The sequence below is a fragment of the Roseibium album genome, assembly GCF_965233825.1.
Classification (GTDB): Bacteria; Pseudomonadota; Alphaproteobacteria; order Rhizobiales; family Stappiaceae; genus Roseibium; species Roseibium album.
Genome location: NZ_OZ247583.1, coordinates 4,646,637 through 4,668,039, shown reverse-complemented (window position 1 = coordinate 4,668,039; position 21,403 = coordinate 4,646,637). Strand labels below are relative to the sequence as shown.

Sequence of the window (21,403 nt, the reverse complement as noted above, 5' to 3'; positions counted from 1 at the left end):
TCAGTTTTCTCCTTCCGGATAAAAATAGGCACGTCCGGACGCGCGCATCAGGTCTGCGGTGTCGGGAAGCGCGGAATTTGCTTCAAGTTTCTCAATAGGGACCGAATAAATCCGGCGCCAATTCGGATGCTCGTCAATTGTCCCCGGCAAATTTTGAGCTTCCTCTTCTGCGAGGATGTCGTCCAATTGCACGGATGTCATTGCGGCCGGTGACCGGGCCAGACGGTCATGAATTGCCGTACCCGGATCTGATCCTTGCGGAACCAGAGCGGCAGCATCCGCCTTGCGTTCGTCGCGCTGGCGGATTGCTGTGTCTGCATCGATCCAGCCGAGTCGCTGCCACCAGTCAATGTCGCGGCCAGCGCAATATCCGTGCAGTGTCGGCGTGTCATGCGTTGCAAAACAGGCCAGACTATGCGCGCGCAAATGGGACGGATCCCGGAAAGACCCGTCCCATTCTCGTTCATACTGCAATACCGAGTATCCGTAGATGCCGCGCGCAGCGAGCATTTCGCGAAATCCTTCCGGCACCAGCCCGAGGTCTTCTCCAACGACGACACAATTTGCCTGATGCGCCTCGATAGCGGTAAGCGCAAGCAGCGTTTCGAACGGTTGCTGAATGTACGCCCCGGGACTGCCATCGTCTGGAATCCAGAAACTGCGATTCAGGCCGAGCACGTGATCAATGCGAATGATACCGGCCGCGCGCATGGTCTGCCTGAGCACGGAACGGAAATTGCGATAACCACTCAGCGCGCTAAGCTTTGGTGCGAATGCTGTCAGTTGCCAGTTCTGTCCCTGGGGGTTGAGATGATCCGGCGGCGCTCCAAGGGAAACGCCCTTGGCTACACAGTCTTGTCCCATCCATGCTTCCGCGCCATTCCGTCGGGATCCGACTGCAAGATCCAGATACAGACCCATCGGCATGGTGTCGCTGTCTGCTATCCGCCTCAATTGCTCAGATGCGATCCATTGCAACCAGACGTGAAACTCAGTTTCATTCGGGCTACAGGCATCATCGGGCAATGTGGCGGGATCCTGAAGCGCAATTGGCCAACTTTCCCAGTTTTCACCGTTCTTGACGGCAAGCGCCTCGAACACCGCAAAGCGACTAAGTTCGTCGTCGCATGTACGGACAAATTCCTCGAAATGCGCCTTGGCAGTTTCTGAAGCCGCTTCCCGGAATGTTTCATACAGGGATCGCAGAAGCGACTGGTGACGGGCTCGGACGACCTGATAGTCGATGAGGTCGTCGGATGTATCGAGCTGACCACGAGCTTCTTCCATCAAGGCGATCGCGGACGTGTTGCCGTCAAGCCCGGGTATGCTGTCGAGAGCAATATGCAACGTATTCAAAAAAGCACGATGGGACGGTGAATATGGGCTGGCAATGTCGGAGGTCGACCAGCCCCAGCTATGGATCGGATTGATGCCGAGAAAACTTGCGCCGCGGTCGCCTAGCATTGCGGCAAGACTTGCCAGGTCGGTGTAGTCGCCCACGCCCAGATTTCGGCTGGAACGCAACCCGTAAAGCGGGGCAGTGACACCCCAGACGCGGTCCCTTGCGGCAAGTGAGTCTACCATTGGCGCTTTTACCGGCGCTGCGGGTATCGTCGCGATTTGCGTTTCACCCTCCGCTTCCACGTTCAGATGATAAACGCCGACTTCGAGTGCAGGCAGATCTACCTGAGCTTCTGCATATCCATCTGCAAGATACTGATTTTTCTCGTCCTTCAATATCCATGCGCATGGCCGGAAAACCGGAATTGTTGAACCATATCCAGCAGTCACCACAAATTCAGGCGGTACTATGTGGCCAAGCTGCTCCGACCTGATTGCTTCGAGTGATATCCGTGTGTCGTTGTCGGTTTCCGCTGAAACACCCATCGCCTTTAGCAATGCGCGCCGGGTTTCGTCATTGGTCCAGTGTTCGTGTCCGCCGAGGTCGTGGAACATGGGCAAGACACCGTACGCTTCAGCCAGCTCATGCAATGGGTTGGAGCTCATGAGACTTCGTCCGCTGAAAGGGCCAGGACGACAACTGACTGGCCTTGAATGTTCATGTTGCCGCTGTCAATGCGCCTTGCTGGGAAGGGCATCTCGGCCGAAGTGTCAAGTTCCAGTCTCCAGGCATAACCATCTGGCGGAACGGGCAGAATTGCCGGCAGGTCGTCTGCGTCCCGGTTGAACAGAAGAAAAAGCGTGTCCTGAACCTGTCTTTCAGGCGCGCACTCTCCAGAACCTCGCAAGATCAGACCGAAGGTGGACAGACCGGGGTCACGCCAATCGAGAGAGCGGCCGTTGAAATCAAGCCATTCTACATCGGGCATTCCGTCGCTCTCGCGCACTGCGCCATGCAGGAAGCGTGACTGGCGAAGGCTAGAGTGTTCCTTTCGCAACCGTGACAGACCGCTGACAAATTCAACGAGGCTTTCATCGCGGTGCTGCCAGTTCACCCAGCCTATCGTGTTATCCTGGCAATAGGCGTTGTTGTTGCCATTTTGACTGTTTCCGATTTCGTCTCCGGCCAATAGCATCGGAGTTCCTTGCGAAAGGAACAGCGTGGCGAGCAGATTTCGTTGACGGCGGGACCGGTTGGCTTGAACAACGGGATTGTCGCTATCGCCTTCAATACCGAAATTGTCACTGTAGTTCGCGTTGTGACCGTCTCTGCCATCTTCGCCATTGTCGAGGTTGTGTCGATGCGCATAGCGCGTGACGTCGGCAAGCGTGAATCCGTCGTGCGCGGTCACTAGGTTCACCGAGGATCCGGCAGGCCTCCCGCCCCTGTCAAAATACCCGGCCGAGCCCAGAACACAGGCAGCGAGTTCCTGTGCACTGTGGTCGTCGCCGCGCCAGTACCGTCGTGTCGTGTCACGGAACCTGTCATTCCATTCGCCAAATTCCGGAGGAAATTGACCCAGCTGGTAACCGCCCGGCCCGATGTCCCACGGTTCGGCGATCAGGCGAACTGTTGCCAGGATCGGGTCCTGTCGAAGGGCATCGAAGAAACCGCCGTTTGGATCGAAACCATGATCCTCCCGACCGAGTGTCGTTGCCAGGTCAAACCTGAAACCATCCACGCCCATGACCTCAACCCAGTAGCGCAGACTGTCGAGTATCAATCTCATGACGTACGGGTGAGAAACGTTGAGCGTGTTTCCGGTTCCGGTGTCATTGACGTAATAACGCTGCTGGCCCTGAACCAGTCGATAATAGGATGCGTTGTCGATGCCACGGAAACTCAAAGTCGGGCCCAGATGGTCCCCTTCCGCGGTGTGATTGTAGACAACATCGAGAATGACCTCGATGCCGGCAGTGTGGAAGCGCTGAACCATGGCACGGAAGCCTGCGCGACCTGCGGGACCGAAGTAGCGCGGCTCTGGAACGAAAAACCCGATTGAATTGTAGCCCCAATAATTCTTCAGTCCTTTTTCGACCAGGAAACCGTCGTCGACAAAGGCATGAACGGGAAGCAGTTCGATTGTCGTGATACCCAGTTTTTGGAGATGCTCGAGCATCGGGTCCGATGCCAGGCCCTCATATGTTCCGCGAAGGCTTTCCGGGATCGCAGGATGCTCCATTGTCAGCCCCTTTGCATGAGCTTCATAAATCAGAACTTCATCGGAGCGCGGGACCGGACGCTCGCTGGACGGGGCGTGTGTCTCGGGCGCTGTCACAAGTGACTTGGGTACAAAAGGTGCACTGTCGCGTGTGTTGAAGGACAGATCTCCTTTTGGATCAGAATTAATAAACCCCAGTAAGTCACCGTAAGAACGGTACTTTCCTCTCATTTCGCGCGTGTAGGGGTCGAGGAGGAGCTTGTTGGGATTGAAGCGATGGCCCCTGTCGGGGTCATAGGGACCGTGGACACGATAGCCGTAAAGCGTTCCCGGGCGTATTCCGGGAAGATACCCATGCCAGACCGGACCGCTGCGTTCCGGCAACAGGAGCCGGGACGTTTCGGATTGTCCATCGCTTGAGAAAAAACAAAGTTCCACTTTTTGTGCGTTGGCAGAGAACAATGCGAAATTCGTTCCCTCACCGTCAAAATGCGCACCAAGCCTGCTTGGCGTGCCTGGAAGCATCGGGGTGTTCATTCAGCGTCCTTCTCGGCCCCGTCCAGAAGAGATTCAAACAGCGATTGATATGCAGTGGCGGACGCGTCCCACCCAACTTGATGTCGCATCGCGTTGCGCATCAGTAAAGTCCAGATTTTGCGATCGACAAAGAGATCGCAGGCGCGGTCAATCGCGTGAACCAGGTTTTCTGCGGTGACTGGTGCAAACTGAAAACCAGTCGCACTTCCCGCCCTGATGGCTGCATCATTTGCGTCGATAATCGTGTCGGCAAGACCGCCTGTACGAGAGACCACCGGCAACGTCCCGTAGCGAAGACCGTAGAGTTGCGTCAGACCGCAAGGCTCGAAACGTGACGGCACCAGAATAGCGTCCGAACCCGCCTGCATCAGGTGAGACAGGTTTTCATCATAGCCGATGATCGTTCCGACCGATCCGGCATGATCCGCCGCTGCTTTTCGAAAGGATTCCTCAAGTTTCTTCTCACCACTGCCAAGGAGCGCGAGACGCGCACCACGTCCCACGAGTGCCGGAATTGCGTCCAGCAGAAGATCGAGACCCTTTTGTTCCGTCAGTCGGCTGATCACACAAAAGAGCGGTGCGTCAGGGTTACCTGAAAGACCGAAGCGTTTTTCAAGCGCTCGCCGATTTGCGGCCTTTCGCTTGAGCGACCTCGCGCTGTAATTTTCTTCAATCGCCGTGTCGGATTGCGGATCCCAGGCCTTCAGGTCAATCCCGTTGAGGATACCGACCAGGTCTGATTTGCGAGACTGGAGCAACCCTTCAAAACCCATACCGAATTCGGCGGCCATCAGCTCTCTGGCATAGGTCGGACTGACCGTCGTGATCCTTTCCGAGGCAATTATTCCAGCCTTCAGAAAGCTTATCTGTCCGTAATACTCATATCCTTCCCTTGAGTATCCTGCAGGATCCAGTTTCAACAACCGTGTCAGCGCGGCCGGGAACAATCCCTGAAATGCAATGTTGTGGATCGTGATTACAGACGGCATGCGGGAACCGGCCTGCCGCAGATACCAAGGCGCCAGGCCGGCCTGCCAGTCGTGAGCATGGAGAAGGTCGGGCCGCCAGTTTTCGTACCCGGTGAGCGAAACCTGCGCTGCAGCGTTGCTCAATGCCGCGAAGCGCTGTGCGTTGTCGGTCCAGTCGTTTCCGCTTTCATCCAGGTAGATGCCACCTTTGCGTTCGAAGAGATCTGGAGCTTGAAGCAAAAGGAGTGAAAGTCCTTCTGCCTCGATCGCCAGCAGCCGCGCGGGACTGCCGAACAACGTGCCCAGGTCCATATCGGAAGTTGCCTTCCTGGCAAGCCCATTCAAAGCCGGGTAGAGAGGCAGGATGACGCGGCATTCGATGTCAGCCGCTGCCAGGGCCTTCGGCAAGGCTCCGACGACATCAGCCAGACCTCCGGTCTTGACGAACGGTGCGCACTCGGAAGCCGCAAGCAGCACCTTCATGTCAGGCCTCCAGCTTGTCGATCATCGCTTTCGTGATCAGACAGATACCGTTTTCGGTGCGGCGAAAACGCTTGGCGTCCATCTCCGGGTCTTCACCGACGACCAGGTCTTGCGGTATCTGGACGCCCCGGTCGATGACAACATTCGTCAATCGAGCGTTCCGGCCGATATCCACGTGCGGCATGGCAACAACTCCTTCAAGGCGGGAATAGGAGTTGCAGCGGACACCGGTGAACATCAGACAGCGCAACAGACTGGAACCGGATATGATGCACCCGCCGGAAACCATTGACGAAATTGCCTGACCGCGCCGGCCTTCCTCATTATGGATAAATTTCGCCGGCGGGTTCAGTTCCTGATAAGTCCAGATTGGCCATTCCGTGTCGTAGATATCCAGATCGGGTGTGAAATCCGTCAGATCGAGATTTGCCTGCCAGAACGCGTCGATTGTGCCGACATCGCGCCAGTAAGGTTCTCTTTCCAGTCCACTCAAGACGCAGGAACGACTGAAAGGGTGCGCGAACGCGGTGCCGGCTTTCACGAGCCTTGGAATGATGTCCTTGCCAAAGTCGTGGCTTGAGTTCGGATCAGCGGCGTCTTCCTTGAGAATTTCAAACAGAAACTGTGTCTCGAAGACGTAGATGCCCATGCTGCAAAGCGCCTGATCCGGATCTCCCGGCATCGACGGTGGATTTGCAGGTTTTTCAACGAATTCGGTGATCCTGTCTTCGGTGTCGACCGCCATGACACCGAAGCCTTTCGCTTCTTCCAAAGAGGCTTCTATACAGCCCACCGTTACATCGGCAGCAGTTGCTACGTGCTGTTCGAGCATCTTGGAATAATCTTGTTTGTAGATGTGGTCACCGGCGAGGACGACCATGTATTTTGGTGCATAACTCTCGACGATATCGATGTTCTGATACACGGCATCCGCGGTGCCCAGATACCAGTTTTCCTCATTTACCCGCTGAGAAGCAGGCAAGATATCCATGGATTCATTGCGTTCCGGGCGGAAAAAACTCCAGCCCCGATGCAGGTGCCTGATGAGGCTGTGTGCCTTGTATTGCGTGGCCACGCTGATACGGCGAATACCGGAGTTGATTGAATTGGAAAGCGCGAAGTCGATGATCCGCGTCTTGCCGCCGAAATACACGGCCGGTTTCGCGCGTCTGTCCGTCAGTTCCTTCAAACGGCTTCCCCTGCCGCCCGCCAGGACAAATGCCATCGATTGACGCGCCAGGCTGCCTTGATCTTGCGTGGACATCCATTTTCCTCCCGTATTGGCGGCGCCGATCAGGTGTCCGGTGCCTCAAACTCAAACATCACAGTGCTCAAAGGCGGCAATGTCAGGCAGAGCGAGAACGGTTGACCTGTGACAGCTATTTCGTCCGCAACTACTCCTCCCAGGTTCCCGAGACCGCCGCCGCAATAGCATTCTGCATCCGTGTTCAGTCGTTCTGTCCAGCGCCCCTTGAGAGGCACACCTATCCTTCGGCCTTCTCGCCCGACAGGTGTGAAGTTGCACACCACGAGCACAGGGCGTTTGCGTTCCTCGTCGAAGCGCAGCCAGGCAAATACGGACTCGTCCGCGTTGGATTCCACCAAAGCGAATCCTTCAACCTTGCAGTCAAGCTGGTAAAGTGCAGGCGTTTGCGCATAGACACGGTTTAGATCCCGAACGAGCGTCTGCACTCCCTTGTGCTGAGCATTGTCCAGCAGATGCCAGCCGATGCTTTCGTTGTGGTTCCATTCCCAGCCCTGCCCGAATTCAGATCCCATAAACAGCAGTTTCTTGCCTGGATGTCCCCACATGAAGCCGTAGTAGGCTCGCAGATTGGCGAACTTCTCTGCCCCCTCACCCGGCATTCGATCCAGGATTGACCCTTTTCCGTGGACGACTTCGTCGTGGCTGAGCGGCAGAACGAAATTCTCGGAGAACGCGTAGTGAAAGCCGAATTCGATCTTGTTGTGATGATATTTGCGATGGACCGGATTCTCCCGCATGTAGGACAGAGTGTCGTTCATCCATCCCATATTCCACTTGAAACCGAAGCCCAGACCGCCTGCGTCGACCGGAGTGCTTACTCCGGGAAATGCGGTGCTCTCCTCAGCGATTGTCATCACACCGTCCATGTCTGCATAGACGAGCGTATTGGTACGCTTCAGGAAATCGATCGCCTCGAGGTTTTCCCGACCTCCCTGATCATTGGGAACCCACTCTCCTTCGGCGCGTGAATAGTCGCGATAGAGCATTGATGCGACCGCATCGACCCTGAGGCCGTCGACATGATGTTCGCGCATCCAGTAGAGGGCATTGGCGATCAGAAAATTCTGAACTTCGGTTCGGCCATAATTATAGATGAAGGTTCGCCAGTCGGGATGCCATCCTTCCCGGGGATCAGCATGTTCGTATAAGGGTGTGCCGTCAAAACGTCCAAGTCCATGTTTGTCTTCCGGGAAGTGTCCCGGCACCCAGTCGATGATCAAGCCCAGTCCGGCACGATGACAGGCATCGACAAATGTCCTGAATTCATCCAGCGTTCCGTAGCGGATTGTTGGCGCAAACAGACCGATTGGCTGATATCCCCAGGAGCCGTCAAAGGGGTGTTCCGAAACAGGAAGCAACTCGATGTGAGTAAACCCCATGTCCTTGACATAGGAGACGAGGTCGCGGGCATTTTCCTGGTAGGACAGTGGACGGTTGTCTTCTTCCGGAATTCGGCGCCAGGAACCGAGATGCACTTCATAGACTGAAACCGGCTGGTCGATGCGCTGCCTTGCACCGCGCGATTTCATCCAGTTTTCGTCCTGCCAATCGTATTTGTGCAAATCGCGCACGACCGATGCCGTCCTGGGGGGATGTTCGGCACCAAAGCCGAACGGATCGGCTTTCTCCGGGAGCAATTGTCCCTGATCGTCCTGAAGCTCAAACTTGTAGACCGTGCCGTCGGCCAGTCCGGGCATGAAGATTTCCCAGACGCCGCTGCCACCAGTCTTGCGCATCACGTTCCTGCGCCCGTCCCAGGCGTTGAAATCGCCAATCAGTGACACGCGTTTCGCATTGGGAGCCCAGACGGCAAAATGGGTGCCGCGCACTCCTTCGTGGTCGATTATGTGGGCGCCGAGCTTTTCCCACAATCGCAGGTGCGACCCCTCGCCGATCAGGTATTCATCCAACTCGCCGAGAACGGGCCCATGCCGGTAGGCATCTCCGGCATCCCAGGTTTCGGTCCCACGTGTAAACCGCAAGCTGTATGCAAACCATTTCGTTCTATCTGTCGAAGAATGGAAAACACCGTGTGCGTCCGGTTGCGGTACCAAGGCGGCTATCGACTGTCCGGTTTCAACGTCGATTGCCTCCACGGCATCTGCGTCCGGATGAAAAACAGTAATGCACTGCATACCGTCAATCTCATGCAGCCCAAGTACGGAGAATGGATCGTCAAAGCTGCCCCTGCTGAGTTCCTGAAACGCGCCTTGACCTTTTGCACTCATAGTCAGCTTCCCGATTTGTCCAGAAGAGACGGGGTATTCCAGATGTCCTTTGCATATCCTTCTATCGTGCGGTCAGAGGAGAACCATCCCGAACGAGCCGTATTCAACGCCGCCATTTCCGACCAGCGTCTCCGATCAACAAACGCGGTGTCAACCTTGTTCTGCGTTGCGTGGTAATCGTCGAAGTCGCACGTCACCAGAAAATAGTCGTGCTCGTAGAGCAGCGTGACCAAACCATGGTATCGCCCGGGGTCTCCCGCAGAGAACAAACCGTCGGCAATCTGGTTGAGCACGCGTGCCAGATGCGGGCTGTTCGCGATGGCCGTGCGCGAAAAATCGTGCTGTGTGCGCCGGTTCACGACTTCCTCGGCCGTCAAGCCGAAAAGAAAGAAATTCTCCTCGCCGACGCGCTCGCGAATTTCAACATTTGCGCCATCAAGGGTCCCGATCGTCAATGCGCCGTTGAGCGCGAATTTCATGTTCCCAGTGCCGGACGCCTCCTTGCCTGCGGTTGAAATCTGTTCAGACAAGTCTGCCGCCGGGATCAGGACTTCGGCCATCGAGACATTGTAATTTGGCGGGTAGATCACCTTGAGCCGGTCACGCGTCACCGGATCGGTGTTAATCACCCTGGAGACGTCGTTGATCAGGTGGATGATCTCCTTGGCGACAAAATACCCAGGTGCGGCTTTGCCGCCGAAGATCTTCAGCCGGGGCGTCCAGTCACCATTCGGGTTGTCCCGAATTTCATTCCAGTGCGCGATTGTCTCCAGAATGTTCATGAACTGGCGCTTGTATTCGTGTATGCGCTTGATCTGGATATCGAACATTGCGGCCGGATCGACCGTCTGCCCGACCTGTTCGCCGAGCCAGTTCGCAAGGCGTTTCTTGTTGGCCTGTTTGGCCGCCATGAAGTCTTCCAGGAAACCAGCATCCGAAACATGCGTTTCCAGTTTCTTGAGCTGGTCCAGGTCATCGACCCAGTTCTCGCCGATCGTACGGTTGATCAGTTCCCTGAGAGGTGCGTTGCAGTTATAGAGCCACCGCCGCGGGGTGACACCGTTCGTCTGATTGATGATGCGGCCGGGATAGTCGCGATTGAGGTCGGCAAACACAGTCTTTTTCACCAGCTCGGAATGCAATGCCGAGACCCCGTTGACACAATGAGCCATGATGAAGGCCAACTCACCCATCTTGACCGAATGATCCTCGATGATGCGCACATGACTGCCGGTTCTGGACAGATGATCTGCTTCAATCGTCTCGATAATCTGAAGGTGCCGTGGAAGTGTCCGGGCAAACAGTCCGAGATCCCAGCGTTCGAGTGCTTCTGGAAGCAGCGTGTGATTGGTGTAGGCAAGACAGTCGCGCGCAATTTCGATCGCTCTGGCCATTTCGACACCATGGTCATCTGCCAAAAGCCGTATCAGTTCCGGGCCGGCAATGGCCGGATGTGTGTCATTCAACTGGATGGCAACGTGATCGGCCAGCGTGTCGATGGCATAGCCTTCCGATCCGAACCGGCGGACGATGTCCTGCAGTGAAGCGGAAGTGAAAAAATATTCCTGCTTCAGGCGCAGTTCCTTGCCGGCCTCGGTCGTGTCGTCTGGATAAAGAACGCGAGAAATCGCGCGCGCGAGCGCCTCGGGGACAACGGCTCCCACAAGGTCACCACGGTTGAAGCTTCCGAGGTCAAACAGGACAGTCGGTTTGGCCGACCAAAGGCGCAGCGTGTTGGCCCACCTTCCCTTCCAGCCAAGAATTGGAGTGTCATAGGCGTTGGCAATGACTGTTTCGGCAGGTTCCCAGTTTCCGTTGACATGTCCGCCGAAGCCAATCCGGTATGTCACTTCCGGGCGTTCGAATTCCCAGGTATGGCGCTGGGCAAGCCACCCTTCGGCAACTTCGATTTGCCGGCCGTCCTCAAAATGCTGTTCGAAAAGTCCGTGTTCGTATCGAATACCATATCCGTATGCCGGAATGCCGAGTGTCGAGAGACTGTCCAGAAAGCAGGCGGCAAGCCGGCCCAGGCCACCATTGCCCAATGCTGCGTCGGGTTCATCGCGGACTACCTTGTCGTATTCAAGTCCAAGATCCGCCAGTGCCTTTCGGGACGCGTCTTCGGCACCAAGGTTGATCGCCACATCTTCGAGCAATCTTCCGATCAAAAACTCCATTGACAGGTAGTAGACCCGTTTTCCGGCCGCTTCGTAGGTTTTCCGCGTGGATCGAAACCAGGGGTCGACAACAAGATCGCGCAAGGCGAGAGACAAGGATGTGCGCCAATCGTAGAGCGTCGCGTTTTGTGTATCCTTGCCGAGCGATTTTTCCAGATGTTGCAATATGGATTTTTGGAGGTCCTCTGGTGCGATCGTCGTATTCGTCACTTTTTCTCGCTCTCTGTTCCGATTGGCCGATACATGTTTCGTTGCATGGAAAAACCACACATGATCTCGATAACATAAACGACGCGACAGTCGCCTCGGAATCGAACAAAGCCGGGATTTGTTACCCGCAAATCGACGCATTCGAATTTCTACGACAATTTCTGATGACAGGGGTCCAGCGTTCCCGGAGCTTCAAAAATCAGATCGGCAGGAGCTCGAACGGTCTACCGGCCGGTTTGAAACCGGAATTCGATTTGGAACTTCCGAAGCGATCTGATTGCTAGACCGGCGGGGACAAAACAAAGCCGGCCGTTCAGCAGTCTGTTTTTGGCAACGGGATTGAGAATGCCTCTGTCCTGTCAAGATCAGAGGCAACCTGGAAAATTGTTCTTTCCTCAAAGTACCTGCCAACGAGCTGCAGGCCGATCGGCAATCCATCGGAGTGCATGCCACATGGCATCGTGAGGGCCGGATGACCGGTCATGTTGAAGAAACTGGTGAAGCGCGTGATTGCGTTTCCAACGGCCTCGGACACGCCGTCCCTGGTTGTTTTCACCGTTCCGACCTTAGGCGCAATCTCCGGAGTTGCCGGCGTCAGGATCAGATCCACGTCGCGAAAGATGGCGTTGGTCTGTTGCCGATAGCATTCTATGAACCGTTTTGCCTTCACATAGTGCTCGGCCAGCAGACATTGCCCCAGTGCAAGACCGGCCCGAAAATCGCGGCTGTAGAGATGGCCGTGCTCTTCCAGGTAAGCCGAGTGCGCGCTCAGTGCTTCCGGCATCTGGACTGTCAGCGATACGGTTCGGGTATGTTCCATGTCGGGCAAGGTAACTGGCAACAGCATGGCTCCGCGCGAAGACAGATGCTCTTTTACCTGCTCCAGGGCCGCAAGGATTTCGGGGTCCGCGCGTTCAAAGAAAAACCTTGTCGGGATGCCTATCCGTATGCCGGAAAAATCCGCACCGAGATTCGCAGAATAGGGTTCTTCCGGAAGGCTTACCGAGGCCGGATCTTTCGGGTCGTATCCGCTGATGATTTCCAGGATATCCGCGCTGTCGGCAACCGTTCGGGTCATGATGCCGACGTGGTCCAGTGTCCAGCAATACGGCACAACCCCGCGTGTTGACACGCGGCCGATAGTCGGTTTCAGACCGACCAGACCATTGAGCGCAGCAGGCGCACGAACAGAGCCACCCGTGTCTGTTCCAAGTGCTGCGGGTACCATCCCGAATGCGACGGCCGCAGCGGAACCACTGGATGACCCACCGGCAAGGCGCGTCGGGTCATACGCATTGACGCAGGTGCCATAGACCTCGTTTTCGCCCGTTGCGCCATATGCGAACTCATGGAGGTTGGTTTTGCCCAAGCCAATTGCATGCTTCCTGCGAAGGCAGTCAATCACAAAAGCGTCTTCTGTCGCGATCCTGTCTTGAAAAACCCGGGAGCCTGCCGTCGTGCGTATGTCCTTGACATCAAAGAGATCCTTGCTGGCATAGGGAATGCCGGCAATCGATGACTTTGAAAGATCCACCTTGTTCAAGGAACCAGCCGTGTTGGCCGCCTCCTCGGCCGTCACTGTTATGAATGCTCGCGAGATGTCATTGAAGCACTTGATGCGTTCCGAAAAGATCGAAACAAGCTCGGTGGGCGTGATCCTGCCGGTGTCGAGCAGACTTTTGAGAGACCGGACATCGCTGAAGGCAATTTCTGAGGACATCGAGCTTATGATTTCTGGACGCCGAGTGCAGGCGGCGTGGTTCCAAGATCCGTATTTCGCAAGATGTCCAGTTCCTCCAGAAGGTCCTGGAAACCTGTAATGATACCCAATTTCGGATCGACCAGTTCTTCCAGTTCCCTGTCCAACCAGGTATGGCTCGCCATTTGTTCGCAGATCGCTTCAAGAGTTGTTTTCGCAAGCGGTTTCACTTTTGTCTCCCGGTTTCCGGCACTCAGAACCAAGACGTCCCACCTTGGTTTTCCCGTTACCGGACAATTAGCGTTTCCGGCGTCTGCGTGGTGAGGACCTCTGCGCCACTTTCTGTCAAAAGAACGGTGTTGGAGATGAAATAATCTGGGACCGTGGTGTTCGTGAACCAACTGTGTGCGTGAAACACCATGCCCGGCTCCAGAATTCTTTCCGAATTAGGGAACAGCGATGTAACCATCGATCCTCCGGTCCAACTGGGCGGAAATCCTATTCCAACCATGTAACCGCAATGATGCCGTTCATAGTCCATCAGGCCCGCCGACACGGCAACTTCACGCCACGCCGCATATGCTTCCCCTGCCCTGCGACCCGGTTTCAACGCGCCACAGATTGCTTTCATGCCGTCGATCGCCAGTTGTACCGAGGCCTCTATTCCGTCGGGAGCGCTGCCGACATAGACCAGTCGCCCCATCGGTGCCTGATATTTTCGATAGGCAGCGCATGTTTCCAGAAACACCGCATCGCCGTTTTTGAACACATCTCCTCGCCAGGTCGTGTGTTCTTCTCCAAGTCGCGTTGTCGGTCGGATGAATGGACCGAAGCCGGGGTATTCGCTGCCCTCCAGGATCATCCTGTTGTGAAAGGCTGCGGAGACCTCATAGTCGCTCGCGCCGTTGCCTGCCGCCTCGATTGCCGCCAATGTTCCAAGGTCTGCAGCACGTGCTGCCTTGCGCGTATACTGCATTTCGCGCGCAGACTTGATAAGGCGCAATTCGTCGATGATGCCCGAGGCATCCACCCAATGGGCCGATCCTTTCTGGATCAGTTCGGCATGGCGTGGCGTTAGAAACAAGCTACGTTTTTCGATGCCAACACGGCCGCCCTTGAGACCCAGATCGGCTGTGGCGGCAAGCACGTAATCGGAAAGCTCTTCGTGATCTCCATGGCCGTAAAAGGTGGCGTTCCGGACCTGGTTTTCGACAGTTATTCTTTCCATGCCGCGACAAACAAGGGCCATTTCGCCGTTGCGATTGACAACCAGAACATGCGCGGCAAAGAAACCCCAATGATCGAGACCTGTCAGCCAGTAGATGCTTTCCGGTACAGAGACCAGAATGCCGTCGAGATCATTGTCAGCCAGCGCACTGCGAACGCGAGCAACCCGATGTTCCAGTTCTTTCGCCGGAAAAGGATCGGTTTCCGTCATTGAATCGCTTTTCCCCAAATTGCCCTCTGGCGTCCCCCACGAAGGCGCAGTTTCAATGTTTGCTCAGCAATATTTCTCGCGGATAGTCCGTGATGTAGTCGCATCCGTTTTCGGTGACGACGACGGAGTCTCCAATGCGGCCAGCAGTGACACCATCCACCGAAATGCCGCCATCCACGGCAAAGGTCATGCCGGCTTTGAGGACAGTATTGTCCCCTTCCTTCAATTCAGGTGCTTCCAGATAAGCAACCCCTATCGATCTGCCTGTCCGATATCCTGTCTGGTATCCCCGTTCCCGGTAGACTTCATTGGCGGCTGCCGCAATCTCCCGGGCAAGTACGCCCGGCCGGATCGCGGCGATGGCCGCCTGCTGTGCCGCGATCGCCGCTTCCTGCACGTGACGCGCCTGATCGGTCACCTCGCCGATGTGAAACATCCGGTCGAAACCCAACTTGTATTGCTTGAACTGTGCCATGTTGCAGAAGCAGAAATAGACGGGGTCGAATTTCCGGTATGTCCTGACGCCGGCCCGGCGATGCACCATTGATGTTTCGGCACCGCTTTGCAGGATCTGGAGATTGTGGATCATCGGCGACACGAAGCGATCCCAGCCCTCGTCGGTCAGAAAACCGGCTGCCTTGCGGGAACCGGCCTCGATCACAGCGAGTGCCGATTCATACTCCCTTGCGCCTTCCCGCAATGACTCGTGTGCGGCAGTCATCATCGCGCCCGCAATCTGCCCGGCTTCCTTCATGACGCCGATTTCAAATGGGGTCTTGATCATGCGCAATTTGCCGAGCAGCGGAGAAATATCCTTGAGCGCAACACCTGGATAGGTGTCGTCCAGGAAATTGCGTACACTTGCCGGAATAGTGCTGCGCTCAATCCAGATCCGGGTCGGCTTGTCACCCAGGGCGCCGGCAAGAGCGCGGCCCCAGGTGCGCTGGCCAATGTCCTCCCAGACCCTGACATCCGTGACCCAGGTCATTTCCGCGACCATTTCGGATTCCATCAGCGGCGTGATGACCACCGGTTCGTCGTCGGCATCAACGACAAGCAGCGTCGGCCGTCCGAATTCAATACCCAGGTACCCCCAGAATCCCGCCAGATAGGCAATCGAGCTTTCATCCGTAAAGACGGCCTTTTGGACACCGTTGTCCTTCATGTGCCTTTGTAGCTGAGCGGTTCTCGTTTTTGCTTGTTCGAGCATCTGTCCTCCCTCCCGTTGAACAGGTGACAACAGGGATCTCCATTCCCCCATTCGATCGCGGTATCTTCTGCGAGGCCTCCTGGACCTGGTTTCATCCGCTTTCGTCAAAAATCGATCGTGAATGCGCGGATTAATTCAAAAAATCTTTGACATGCATACAGCATAGCGTCAAATCTAAAAATATGATACCTTAATGTCCTTCAAGGGCGCAAGATGTATACAGCTATGAATTTTGTGAAGGATGACCTGTTTGACGAAGGACGCCACACCCGCGGCAAGGTTGGCTTCGTGCTTCTGTCGAGTGAACAGACGATCGAAGGCGATATGTTCCGCCTGTTTCCCGCTGATGTCGGTCTGCATTTCGCCCGTGTTTCAAGCGCCGATGACATCACGGTTGCCTGCCTTTCGTCGCTGACCCGGGAACTCACGCGGTCCGCGTCCACTCTTTTGCCTGATGCAGGTCTGGACGTCGTCAGCTATGCGTGCACCTCAGGCAGTCTGGTCCTGGGAGAAGACAAGGTTGTTGATGCGCTCAGGACAGGAGCACCGAAGGCCCGGCCAACATCGCTTATCACTTCGGTCATCAGGGCGCTAAAGGCGCTGGAGGTTTCAAAGATAGCGGTTGCAACGCCGTATCTTGATGAAGTCAACGACCGGGAGAAGAACTATCTGCAGGACAGAGGATTTGAGGTGACCCGGATCTGCGGACTGAATTTGCGGTATGACAGCGAGATGGTGAGAGTCAGGCCTGAGCGGATCGCTGATTTTGCAAAAACCGTCGATACAACAGATGCGGAGGCAGTCTTCATCAGCTGTGGCGCGTTGCGTTCCCTCGATATTGTTGACGAACTGGAGCAAACACTGAAAAAACCCGTCATCTGTTCAAACCAGGCGATGGCCTGGGATATTCTGAGGCTACTTGGAATTCGAGACAGGGTGGCTGGCTATGGCACCTTGATGAGATCGTGTTAGGAAGAACACCTTCAGGCTCATGTTCTCAACTGAGAACGAAAAAAGAAAAATCCCAAATGGACGATCCCAACCTTAGCGGAACCGGTACAACTGAAATACGCAAGCCTTCCGTGGATCTCATTCAAGAGACCATCCTTCAACGGATCTGTTTCCTGGAGTACACGCCGGGAGATCAATTGAAAGAAGCTGTGCTGGCAAAGGAATTCGGGGTTAGCCGGACACCGGTGCGTGATGCGCTAAGCCGCATCAGCCATTTGGGGCTGGTGGAAACCCGGAATGGCGTGGGAACCGTGGTCGTGGAAATGTCCGCTCAACGGATCCGGCATCTTTATGAAACCAGGTTGGAACTTGCCTCTCTGATCGGCCAGCTTTCACCGGCCGCAATTGATCAAGGACAACAAGCCGAGGCGCGCGCGCTTCATCTTCAGGCCGTTGAGCTGCAAGATCGGTTTGACCCCCAGGAATTCGTGAAACTGAATCAACGCCTGCAGATCCTGATCAGTTCGTTGATCGGCAATATTGTTCTTCGCGACCTTTGGAACCAGACATTTCTGCAGGCCGCCAGTCTTTGGCACCAGATGGCGGAGACCGCTGGCGAACAGGCAGCGCGAGCTCTTGTGAGTGAAACTTCCGATCTTGTCGTCGCGCTGGAAAAGGAAGACATCAGAGCGGTTGGCTACATACAGAGAATTCACATCGGTTACGGATATCAGCTTATCAAGGACAAATTGCTTGACCGCGCAAAGGCAAATCCTTGAACCCAATCGACATCCAGCCGCACATTACCGAACCTTGATCTCAGTCATTGCCGAATACACTCGATGGCGCTCGGTAACGTTTCTCCAGGTCAGTGATCCCCTTCAAATTTATGCACTGCATTCTTCCCGTCGCATTAAGGAAAAATCCGAAATCTGCTTGACGATCGACCTGAATCTTTCCTTACGTTAGGGAGATACGCGCATTTTCGCTCGGGCTCAAAAGACATATGACCATTAGCGTACCAATCTCGTTGGGTGACTTTTTCGATCGGGTTACTATCCTCGAAATCAAGAGTGAGCGGATTTCGGATCAGGAACAACTTGAGATCGTCAATGAAGCGCTTGCCGAATATCGAGCGATCATCTTCGTCTCCGTTCCAAGACACACAGAGATCACCGATCTTCTGGACGAACTCAAATGCACCAACAAAATGATTTGGGATGCTGAGAACAAAATCAGGAGTCTTGACCGGCAAGGCGACTACGGTGACGACTTCGTCGAGGTTGCCCGCTCCCTGTGCCAGGTCAAGGGTCGTCGGAACGATATCAAGTGTGAGATTGACAAGGCTCTTGGCTGCGAAGTCACCGAGGTCAAGAGCTATCGGTGTTCGTGAGCCACTGTTTTGCGTCCATTAGACAAACGCTATGTTTCATTTTGAATTTGCAGGTTGCTTCTCAGCGATCGTGTTGATCGACTGAACACAAGTTTGAACGATTTTCGCTCAACGCTGCCCTATTTTTGTTCAACCCTCGTATCGGCATGACCAATTCAGAGACGTGCCGACCTGCAGCTTCTTTTAACTGGCTGTTTTTATTATATAAAAAGTTCACGGAAAATTCTGGCATCTGGTTTGCTTTGATGAATGCGTGCAGCGCACCTAGGGATCCGGTCAATGAAGACAAAGGACCGAGAGGTGCAAACCGGACATCCAGCGGCCTTCCAGTCGACATAGTCCGGTGACACGGCGGGACAAAAACCCGGGAGACTACTGCACGAGGTTTCGCGCGCGCGAACCTGCTCCCGGACGTGCGCAAGAAACTCAGGACTCAAGCCCGTCAGGTTCCTCCCGGCGGGCCGAAGACAGGAGACGCGCACAGATGTTGAAATCACTCGCAAAAGTTTCGCTGCTAGCAGCCGCTCTTTCACTGCCCCTTTCTATCCCTTCAGTCCAGGCCGCAGAAAAGACGGACTTCAAGGTCTGCTGGTCCATTTACGTCGGATGGATGCCATGGGGCTATCTTCAGGATAGTGGCATCATGAAGAAGTGGGCAGACAAGTACGACATCGACGTCGAGATTGTTCAAATCAATGACTATGTTGAATCGATCAACCAGTACACAGCCGGAGAATATGACGGGTGTTCGATGACAAACATGGACGCGCTGTCCATCCCCGCTGGTGGTGGTGTGGATACAACCGCGCTAATCGTTGGCGACTATTCCAACGGGAATGACGGCATTCTCCTGAAGGACAAGACCGAACTTGCCGAGATCAAGGGCCAGACGGTCAATCTCGTCGAACTTTCCGTATCGCACTACCTTCTGGCTCGTGCGCTCGACACCGTCGGACTTTCCGAAAAGGATCTGACGGTCGTAAACACATCCGACGCGGACATGATTGCTGCCTACGCGACACCGGATGTGACTTCGGTCGTGACCTGGAACCCGCTTCTTTCCGAGATCGAGGCCCAGCCAAATGCGACCAAGGTGTTCGACAGTGCCGGGATCCCCGGCGAGATCATTGATGTCATGATGGTCAATACCGAAACGCTTGCAGACAACCCGGATTTTGGCAAGGCACTGGTAGGTGCCTGGTATGAACTTATGGCGGCCATGGCGACGGATTCAGAAGCCGGAATTGCCGCTCGTACCGCAATGGCTGAAGCATCTGGAACCGACCTTGCTGGTTACGATGCGCAGTTGGCGACGACAAAAATGTTCTACACCCCGGCTGATGCAGTCGAATTCTCCCGTGCTGAGGAACTGCCGGCAACCATGAAATTTGTCGCCGAATTCCTCTACGACAAAGGCATCCTTGGCGAAGGCGCACCGAGCCCAGAGTTTGTCGGGGTCTCCTTTGCGGATGGTTCGGTGTATGGCGACAAGGCCAATGTAAAGCTGCGCTTTGACCCGACTTACATGCAAATGGCCGCTGACGGCGCCCTCTAGGTCAACAGTCGCACTTGCCGGCCCGGCCGAACGTGGCCGGGTCCCGTTCATCGACGCCGTCAGGACAGTGAAATGCGCATTATTAACCGGAAGCCCTCAAGGGTGGCCGCACTGGCTCTTGGCTTGCTCCCCTTTGTGGCAACCATTGTTGCCTACATGGTTGCCAGCCACTACCGGCGGCTTGATAACCCGGCTGACAAGTTGCTCCCTTCGCTGGAAAGCATGGGGCAAGCGTTCTGGCGCATGGCCGCGGTTCCCGACCGGCGTTCCGGAGACCTGCTTCTCTGGGTCGACACGTTCGACAGTCTCTGGCGACTTGGAACAGGTATGGCGGTGTCCGCGTTTCTGGCACTGATGCTCGGCATTGCCATTGGTTTCATTCCGCATATCCGCAGCTCTCTGGCCCCGTATCTGGCAACTTTCTCCCTGATCCCGCCGATCACGATCCTTCCGATCCTGTTCATTACGTTCGGTCTTGGTGAAGTTGCAAAAATCGCATTGATCGTAATCGGAACGGCGCCAGTGATGATCCGGTCGACTGCACAAGCCGTCCTCGACATTCCTAGGGAAATGATCATCAAGGCGGAAACGCTCGGTGCATCCGTCTGGCAGATGATAACACGGCTTGTCTTGCCCCAGGTTCTGCCAAAACTGATCACGGCCTTGCGCCTAGGGCTGGTGCCTGCCTGGATCTTCCTGATCTCAGCTGAGGCGATCGCGTCCACAACCGGACTTGGGTACCGGATCTTCCTTGTCAGGCGTTATCTCGCGATGGATGTAATTCTTCCGTATGTGGTCTGGATTACGTTGCTTGCCTTTCTGCTCGATCGATTGCTTTTGCTGCTCTCCCGGCGCGCCTTCCGCTGGCATCATGTCGGAGGCGACGCGCTATGACCGAAAAGAACATTCAAAAACTTTCAGTTCAGGGTGTTGCCAAGTATTACGATGGCTTGCCGGTTCTGGAGCGGGTCAATCTGGACGTGGAAAAGGGTGCCTTTTGCACGATCGTAGGCGCGTCCGGCTGCGGGAAATCCACCTTCCTGAGAATGTTGCTTTCCCAGGAGCGTCCGACAAGGGGTGAGATCTTCCTGGATGGCATTGCGTTGCCGGAGGAACCGACGCCGGATCGTGGCATCGTGTTCCAGAAGTATTCCGTCTTCCCGCACCTGAGCGTTGCGGAAAACTTGATACTTGCCCGAGAACTGGAAGAAGCCCCGCTCAATGGAAAACTGTTCGGATCCTCAAGACGATCTGCGTTCTCTGACATCGGCGACTTGCTTGAGCAAATCGGTCTGAGCGGGGCTGCCAACAAATATCCTGCCCAGTTGTCCGGAGGAATGCAGCAACGACTTGCCATTGCTCAGTCCCTCGTCAAACGGCCGAGCATTTTGCTCCTCGATGAACCGTTCGGAGCTCTCGATCCCGGAATTCGGCTGGACATGCACGAGTTGCTGCTTGGGCTCTGGAGGGATCTGGACATGACCATATTCATGGTCACGCACGACATACATGAAGCCTTCAAACTGGGAACGCGGCTACTCGTGTTCGACAAGATCAGGCACGACCCTCAGGCCCCGGAAGCCTTCGGTGCGACGATAACCTACGACCTGCCGCTGAGCGCCCCTGAATTCGGCGCTGAAAACACAAGTCCCGAGGTTATCGCAGGCACCATTTCAAGGGAGAAACAGCTCCCTCTCAACTCTTCAAAATCAAACCTATCGTGA

Annotated in this window: 16 protein-coding genes; 6 read left to right on the top strand and 10 right to left on the bottom strand. The window is 55.3% G+C overall.

Going from position 1 to position 21,403, the window contains the following annotated elements:
- The 10 genes from malQ to ACO6TI_RS21260 form a co-directional block, all read right to left on the bottom strand.
- Positions 1–2,007 (bottom strand): 4-alpha-glucanotransferase, encoded by a 2,007-nt coding sequence (gene malQ, locus ACO6TI_RS21305; protein ID WP_422383327.1) that lies wholly within the window; start codon positions 2,005–2,007, stop codon positions 1–3.
- Positions 2,004–4,100, bottom strand: coding sequence for a glycogen debranching protein GlgX (gene glgX, locus ACO6TI_RS21300; protein WP_422383326.1), 2,097 nt, complete (start codon positions 4,098–4,100; stop codon positions 2,004–2,006). Before glgX ends, malQ begins: the two co-directional genes overlap by 4 nt.
- Positions 4,097–5,551, bottom strand: a complete 1,455-nt coding sequence (gene glgA / locus ACO6TI_RS21295) for a glycogen synthase GlgA (protein ID WP_422383325.1) — start codon at positions 5,549–5,551, stop codon at positions 4,097–4,099. The genes glgX and glgA overlap by 4 nt, the downstream gene beginning before the upstream one ends.
- A 1-nt stretch (position 5,552) precedes the next feature.
- On the bottom strand, positions 5,553–6,815 hold the full coding sequence (glgC, locus tag ACO6TI_RS21290) for a glucose-1-phosphate adenylyltransferase (RefSeq protein WP_196999874.1): 1,263 nt from the start codon (positions 6,813–6,815) through the stop codon (positions 5,553–5,555).
- Positions 6,816–6,844: 29 nt separating this feature from the next.
- A complete protein-coding gene (gene glgB / locus ACO6TI_RS21285) occupies positions 6,845–9,046 on the bottom strand; it encodes a 1,4-alpha-glucan branching protein GlgB (protein ID WP_196999873.1) in 2,202 nt (733 codons plus the stop codon).
- A 2-nt stretch (positions 9,047–9,048) separates the two neighbouring features.
- A complete protein-coding gene (locus tag ACO6TI_RS21280; RefSeq protein WP_321190600.1) occupies positions 9,049–11,433 on the bottom strand; it encodes a glycogen/starch/alpha-glucan phosphorylase in 2,385 nt (794 codons plus the stop codon).
- 313 nt (positions 11,434–11,746) lie between these two features.
- Positions 11,747–13,153, bottom strand: a complete 1,407-nt coding sequence (locus ACO6TI_RS21275) for an amidase (RefSeq protein WP_104701723.1) — start codon at positions 13,151–13,153, stop codon at positions 11,747–11,749.
- A gap of 5 nt (positions 13,154–13,158) precedes the next feature.
- Complete coding sequence (locus ACO6TI_RS21270) at positions 13,159–13,362, bottom strand: hypothetical protein (protein WP_196879176.1); 204 nt, start codon at positions 13,360–13,362, stop codon at positions 13,159–13,161.
- Between the two features lie 56 nt (positions 13,363–13,418).
- Complete coding sequence (locus tag ACO6TI_RS21265; RefSeq protein WP_196899606.1) at positions 13,419–14,570, bottom strand: M24 family metallopeptidase; 1,152 nt, start codon at positions 14,568–14,570, stop codon at positions 13,419–13,421.
- 52 nt (positions 14,571–14,622) lie between these two features.
- A complete protein-coding gene (locus ACO6TI_RS21260) occupies positions 14,623–15,780 on the bottom strand; it encodes a M24 family metallopeptidase (protein ID WP_422383324.1) in 1,158 nt (385 codons plus the stop codon).
- A gap of 225 nt (positions 15,781–16,005) precedes the next feature.
- Here ACO6TI_RS21260 and ACO6TI_RS21255 point away from each other — a divergent pair, with 225 nt between their 5' ends.
- The 6 genes from ACO6TI_RS21255 to ACO6TI_RS21230 all read left to right on the top strand — a co-directional run bounded on the left by ACO6TI_RS21255 (position 16,006) and on the right by ACO6TI_RS21230 (position 21,403).
- Entirely contained in the window at positions 16,006–16,752 is a 747-nt protein-coding gene (locus tag ACO6TI_RS21255; RefSeq protein ID WP_235808886.1) for a maleate cis-trans isomerase family protein, read from the top strand.
- 56 nt (positions 16,753–16,808) lie between these two features.
- On the top strand, positions 16,809–17,510 hold the full coding sequence (locus ACO6TI_RS21250) for a GntR family transcriptional regulator (protein WP_108875227.1): 702 nt from the start codon (positions 16,809–16,811) through the stop codon (positions 17,508–17,510).
- Between the two features lie 227 nt (positions 17,511–17,737).
- Positions 17,738–18,124 (top strand): DUF6165 family protein, encoded by a 387-nt coding sequence (locus ACO6TI_RS21245; protein WP_055404454.1) that lies wholly within the window; start codon positions 17,738–17,740, stop codon positions 18,122–18,124.
- 484 nt (positions 18,125–18,608) lie between these two features.
- Positions 18,609–19,679: a putative urea ABC transporter substrate-binding protein gene (locus ACO6TI_RS21240; protein WP_422383323.1), complete on the top strand. Its 1,071-nt coding sequence runs from the start codon at positions 18,609–18,611 to the stop codon at positions 19,677–19,679.
- A gap of 72 nt (positions 19,680–19,751) precedes the next feature.
- The gene (locus tag ACO6TI_RS21235) at positions 19,752–20,573 is read left to right on the top strand and encodes an ABC transporter permease (protein ID WP_029065452.1); all 822 of its coding nucleotides are present in this window, start codon (positions 19,752–19,754) and stop codon (positions 20,571–20,573) included.
- Positions 20,570–21,403 carry an ATP-binding cassette domain-containing protein gene (locus ACO6TI_RS21230; RefSeq protein WP_422383322.1) on the top strand — a complete coding sequence of 278 codons (834 nt, stop codon included), beginning with the start codon at positions 20,570–20,572 and terminating at the stop codon, positions 21,401–21,403. The genes ACO6TI_RS21235 and ACO6TI_RS21230 overlap by 4 nt, the downstream gene beginning before the upstream one ends.

Excerpts from the sequence above, each read along its gene's own strand:
- ACO6TI_RS21245 (WP_055404454.1), top strand. The coding sequence starts at position 17,738 with ATGACCATTAGCGTACCAATCTCGTTGGGTGACTTTTTCGATCGGGTT.
- glgX (WP_422383326.1), bottom strand. The coding sequence starts at position 4,100 with ATGAACACCCCGATGCTTCCAGGCACGCCAAGCAGGCTTGGTGCGCAT.
- glgC (WP_196999874.1), bottom strand. The coding sequence starts at position 6,815 with ATGTCCACGCAAGATCAAGGCAGCCTGGCGCGTCAATCGATGGCATTT.
- glgB (WP_196999873.1), bottom strand. The coding sequence starts at position 9,046 with ATGAGTGCAAAAGGTCAAGGCGCGTTTCAGGAACTCAGCAGGGGCAGC.
- ACO6TI_RS21240 (WP_422383323.1), top strand. The coding sequence starts at position 18,609 with ATGTTGAAATCACTCGCAAAAGTTTCGCTGCTAGCAGCCGCTCTTTCA.
- ACO6TI_RS21260 (WP_422383324.1), bottom strand. The coding sequence starts at position 15,780 with ATGCTCGAACAAGCAAAAACGAGAACCGCTCAGCTACAAAGGCACATG.
- ACO6TI_RS21230 (WP_422383322.1), top strand. The coding sequence starts at position 20,570 with ATGACCGAAAAGAACATTCAAAAACTTTCAGTTCAGGGTGTTGCCAAG.
- ACO6TI_RS21265 (WP_196899606.1), bottom strand. The coding sequence starts at position 14,570 with ATGACGGAAACCGATCCTTTTCCGGCGAAAGAACTGGAACATCGGGTT.
- ACO6TI_RS21250 (WP_108875227.1), top strand. The coding sequence starts at position 16,809 with ATGGACGATCCCAACCTTAGCGGAACCGGTACAACTGAAATACGCAAG.
- ACO6TI_RS21235 (WP_029065452.1), top strand. The coding sequence starts at position 19,752 with ATGCGCATTATTAACCGGAAGCCCTCAAGGGTGGCCGCACTGGCTCTT.
- ACO6TI_RS21275 (WP_104701723.1), bottom strand. The coding sequence starts at position 13,153 with ATGTCCTCAGAAATTGCCTTCAGCGATGTCCGGTCTCTCAAAAGTCTG.
- ACO6TI_RS21255 (WP_235808886.1), top strand. The coding sequence starts at position 16,006 with ATGAATTTTGTGAAGGATGACCTGTTTGACGAAGGACGCCACACCCGC.
- glgA (WP_422383325.1), bottom strand. The coding sequence starts at position 5,551 with ATGAAGGTGCTGCTTGCGGCTTCCGAGTGCGCACCGTTCGTCAAGACC.
- malQ (WP_422383327.1), bottom strand. The coding sequence starts at position 2,007 with ATGAGCTCCAACCCATTGCATGAGCTGGCTGAAGCGTACGGTGTCTTG.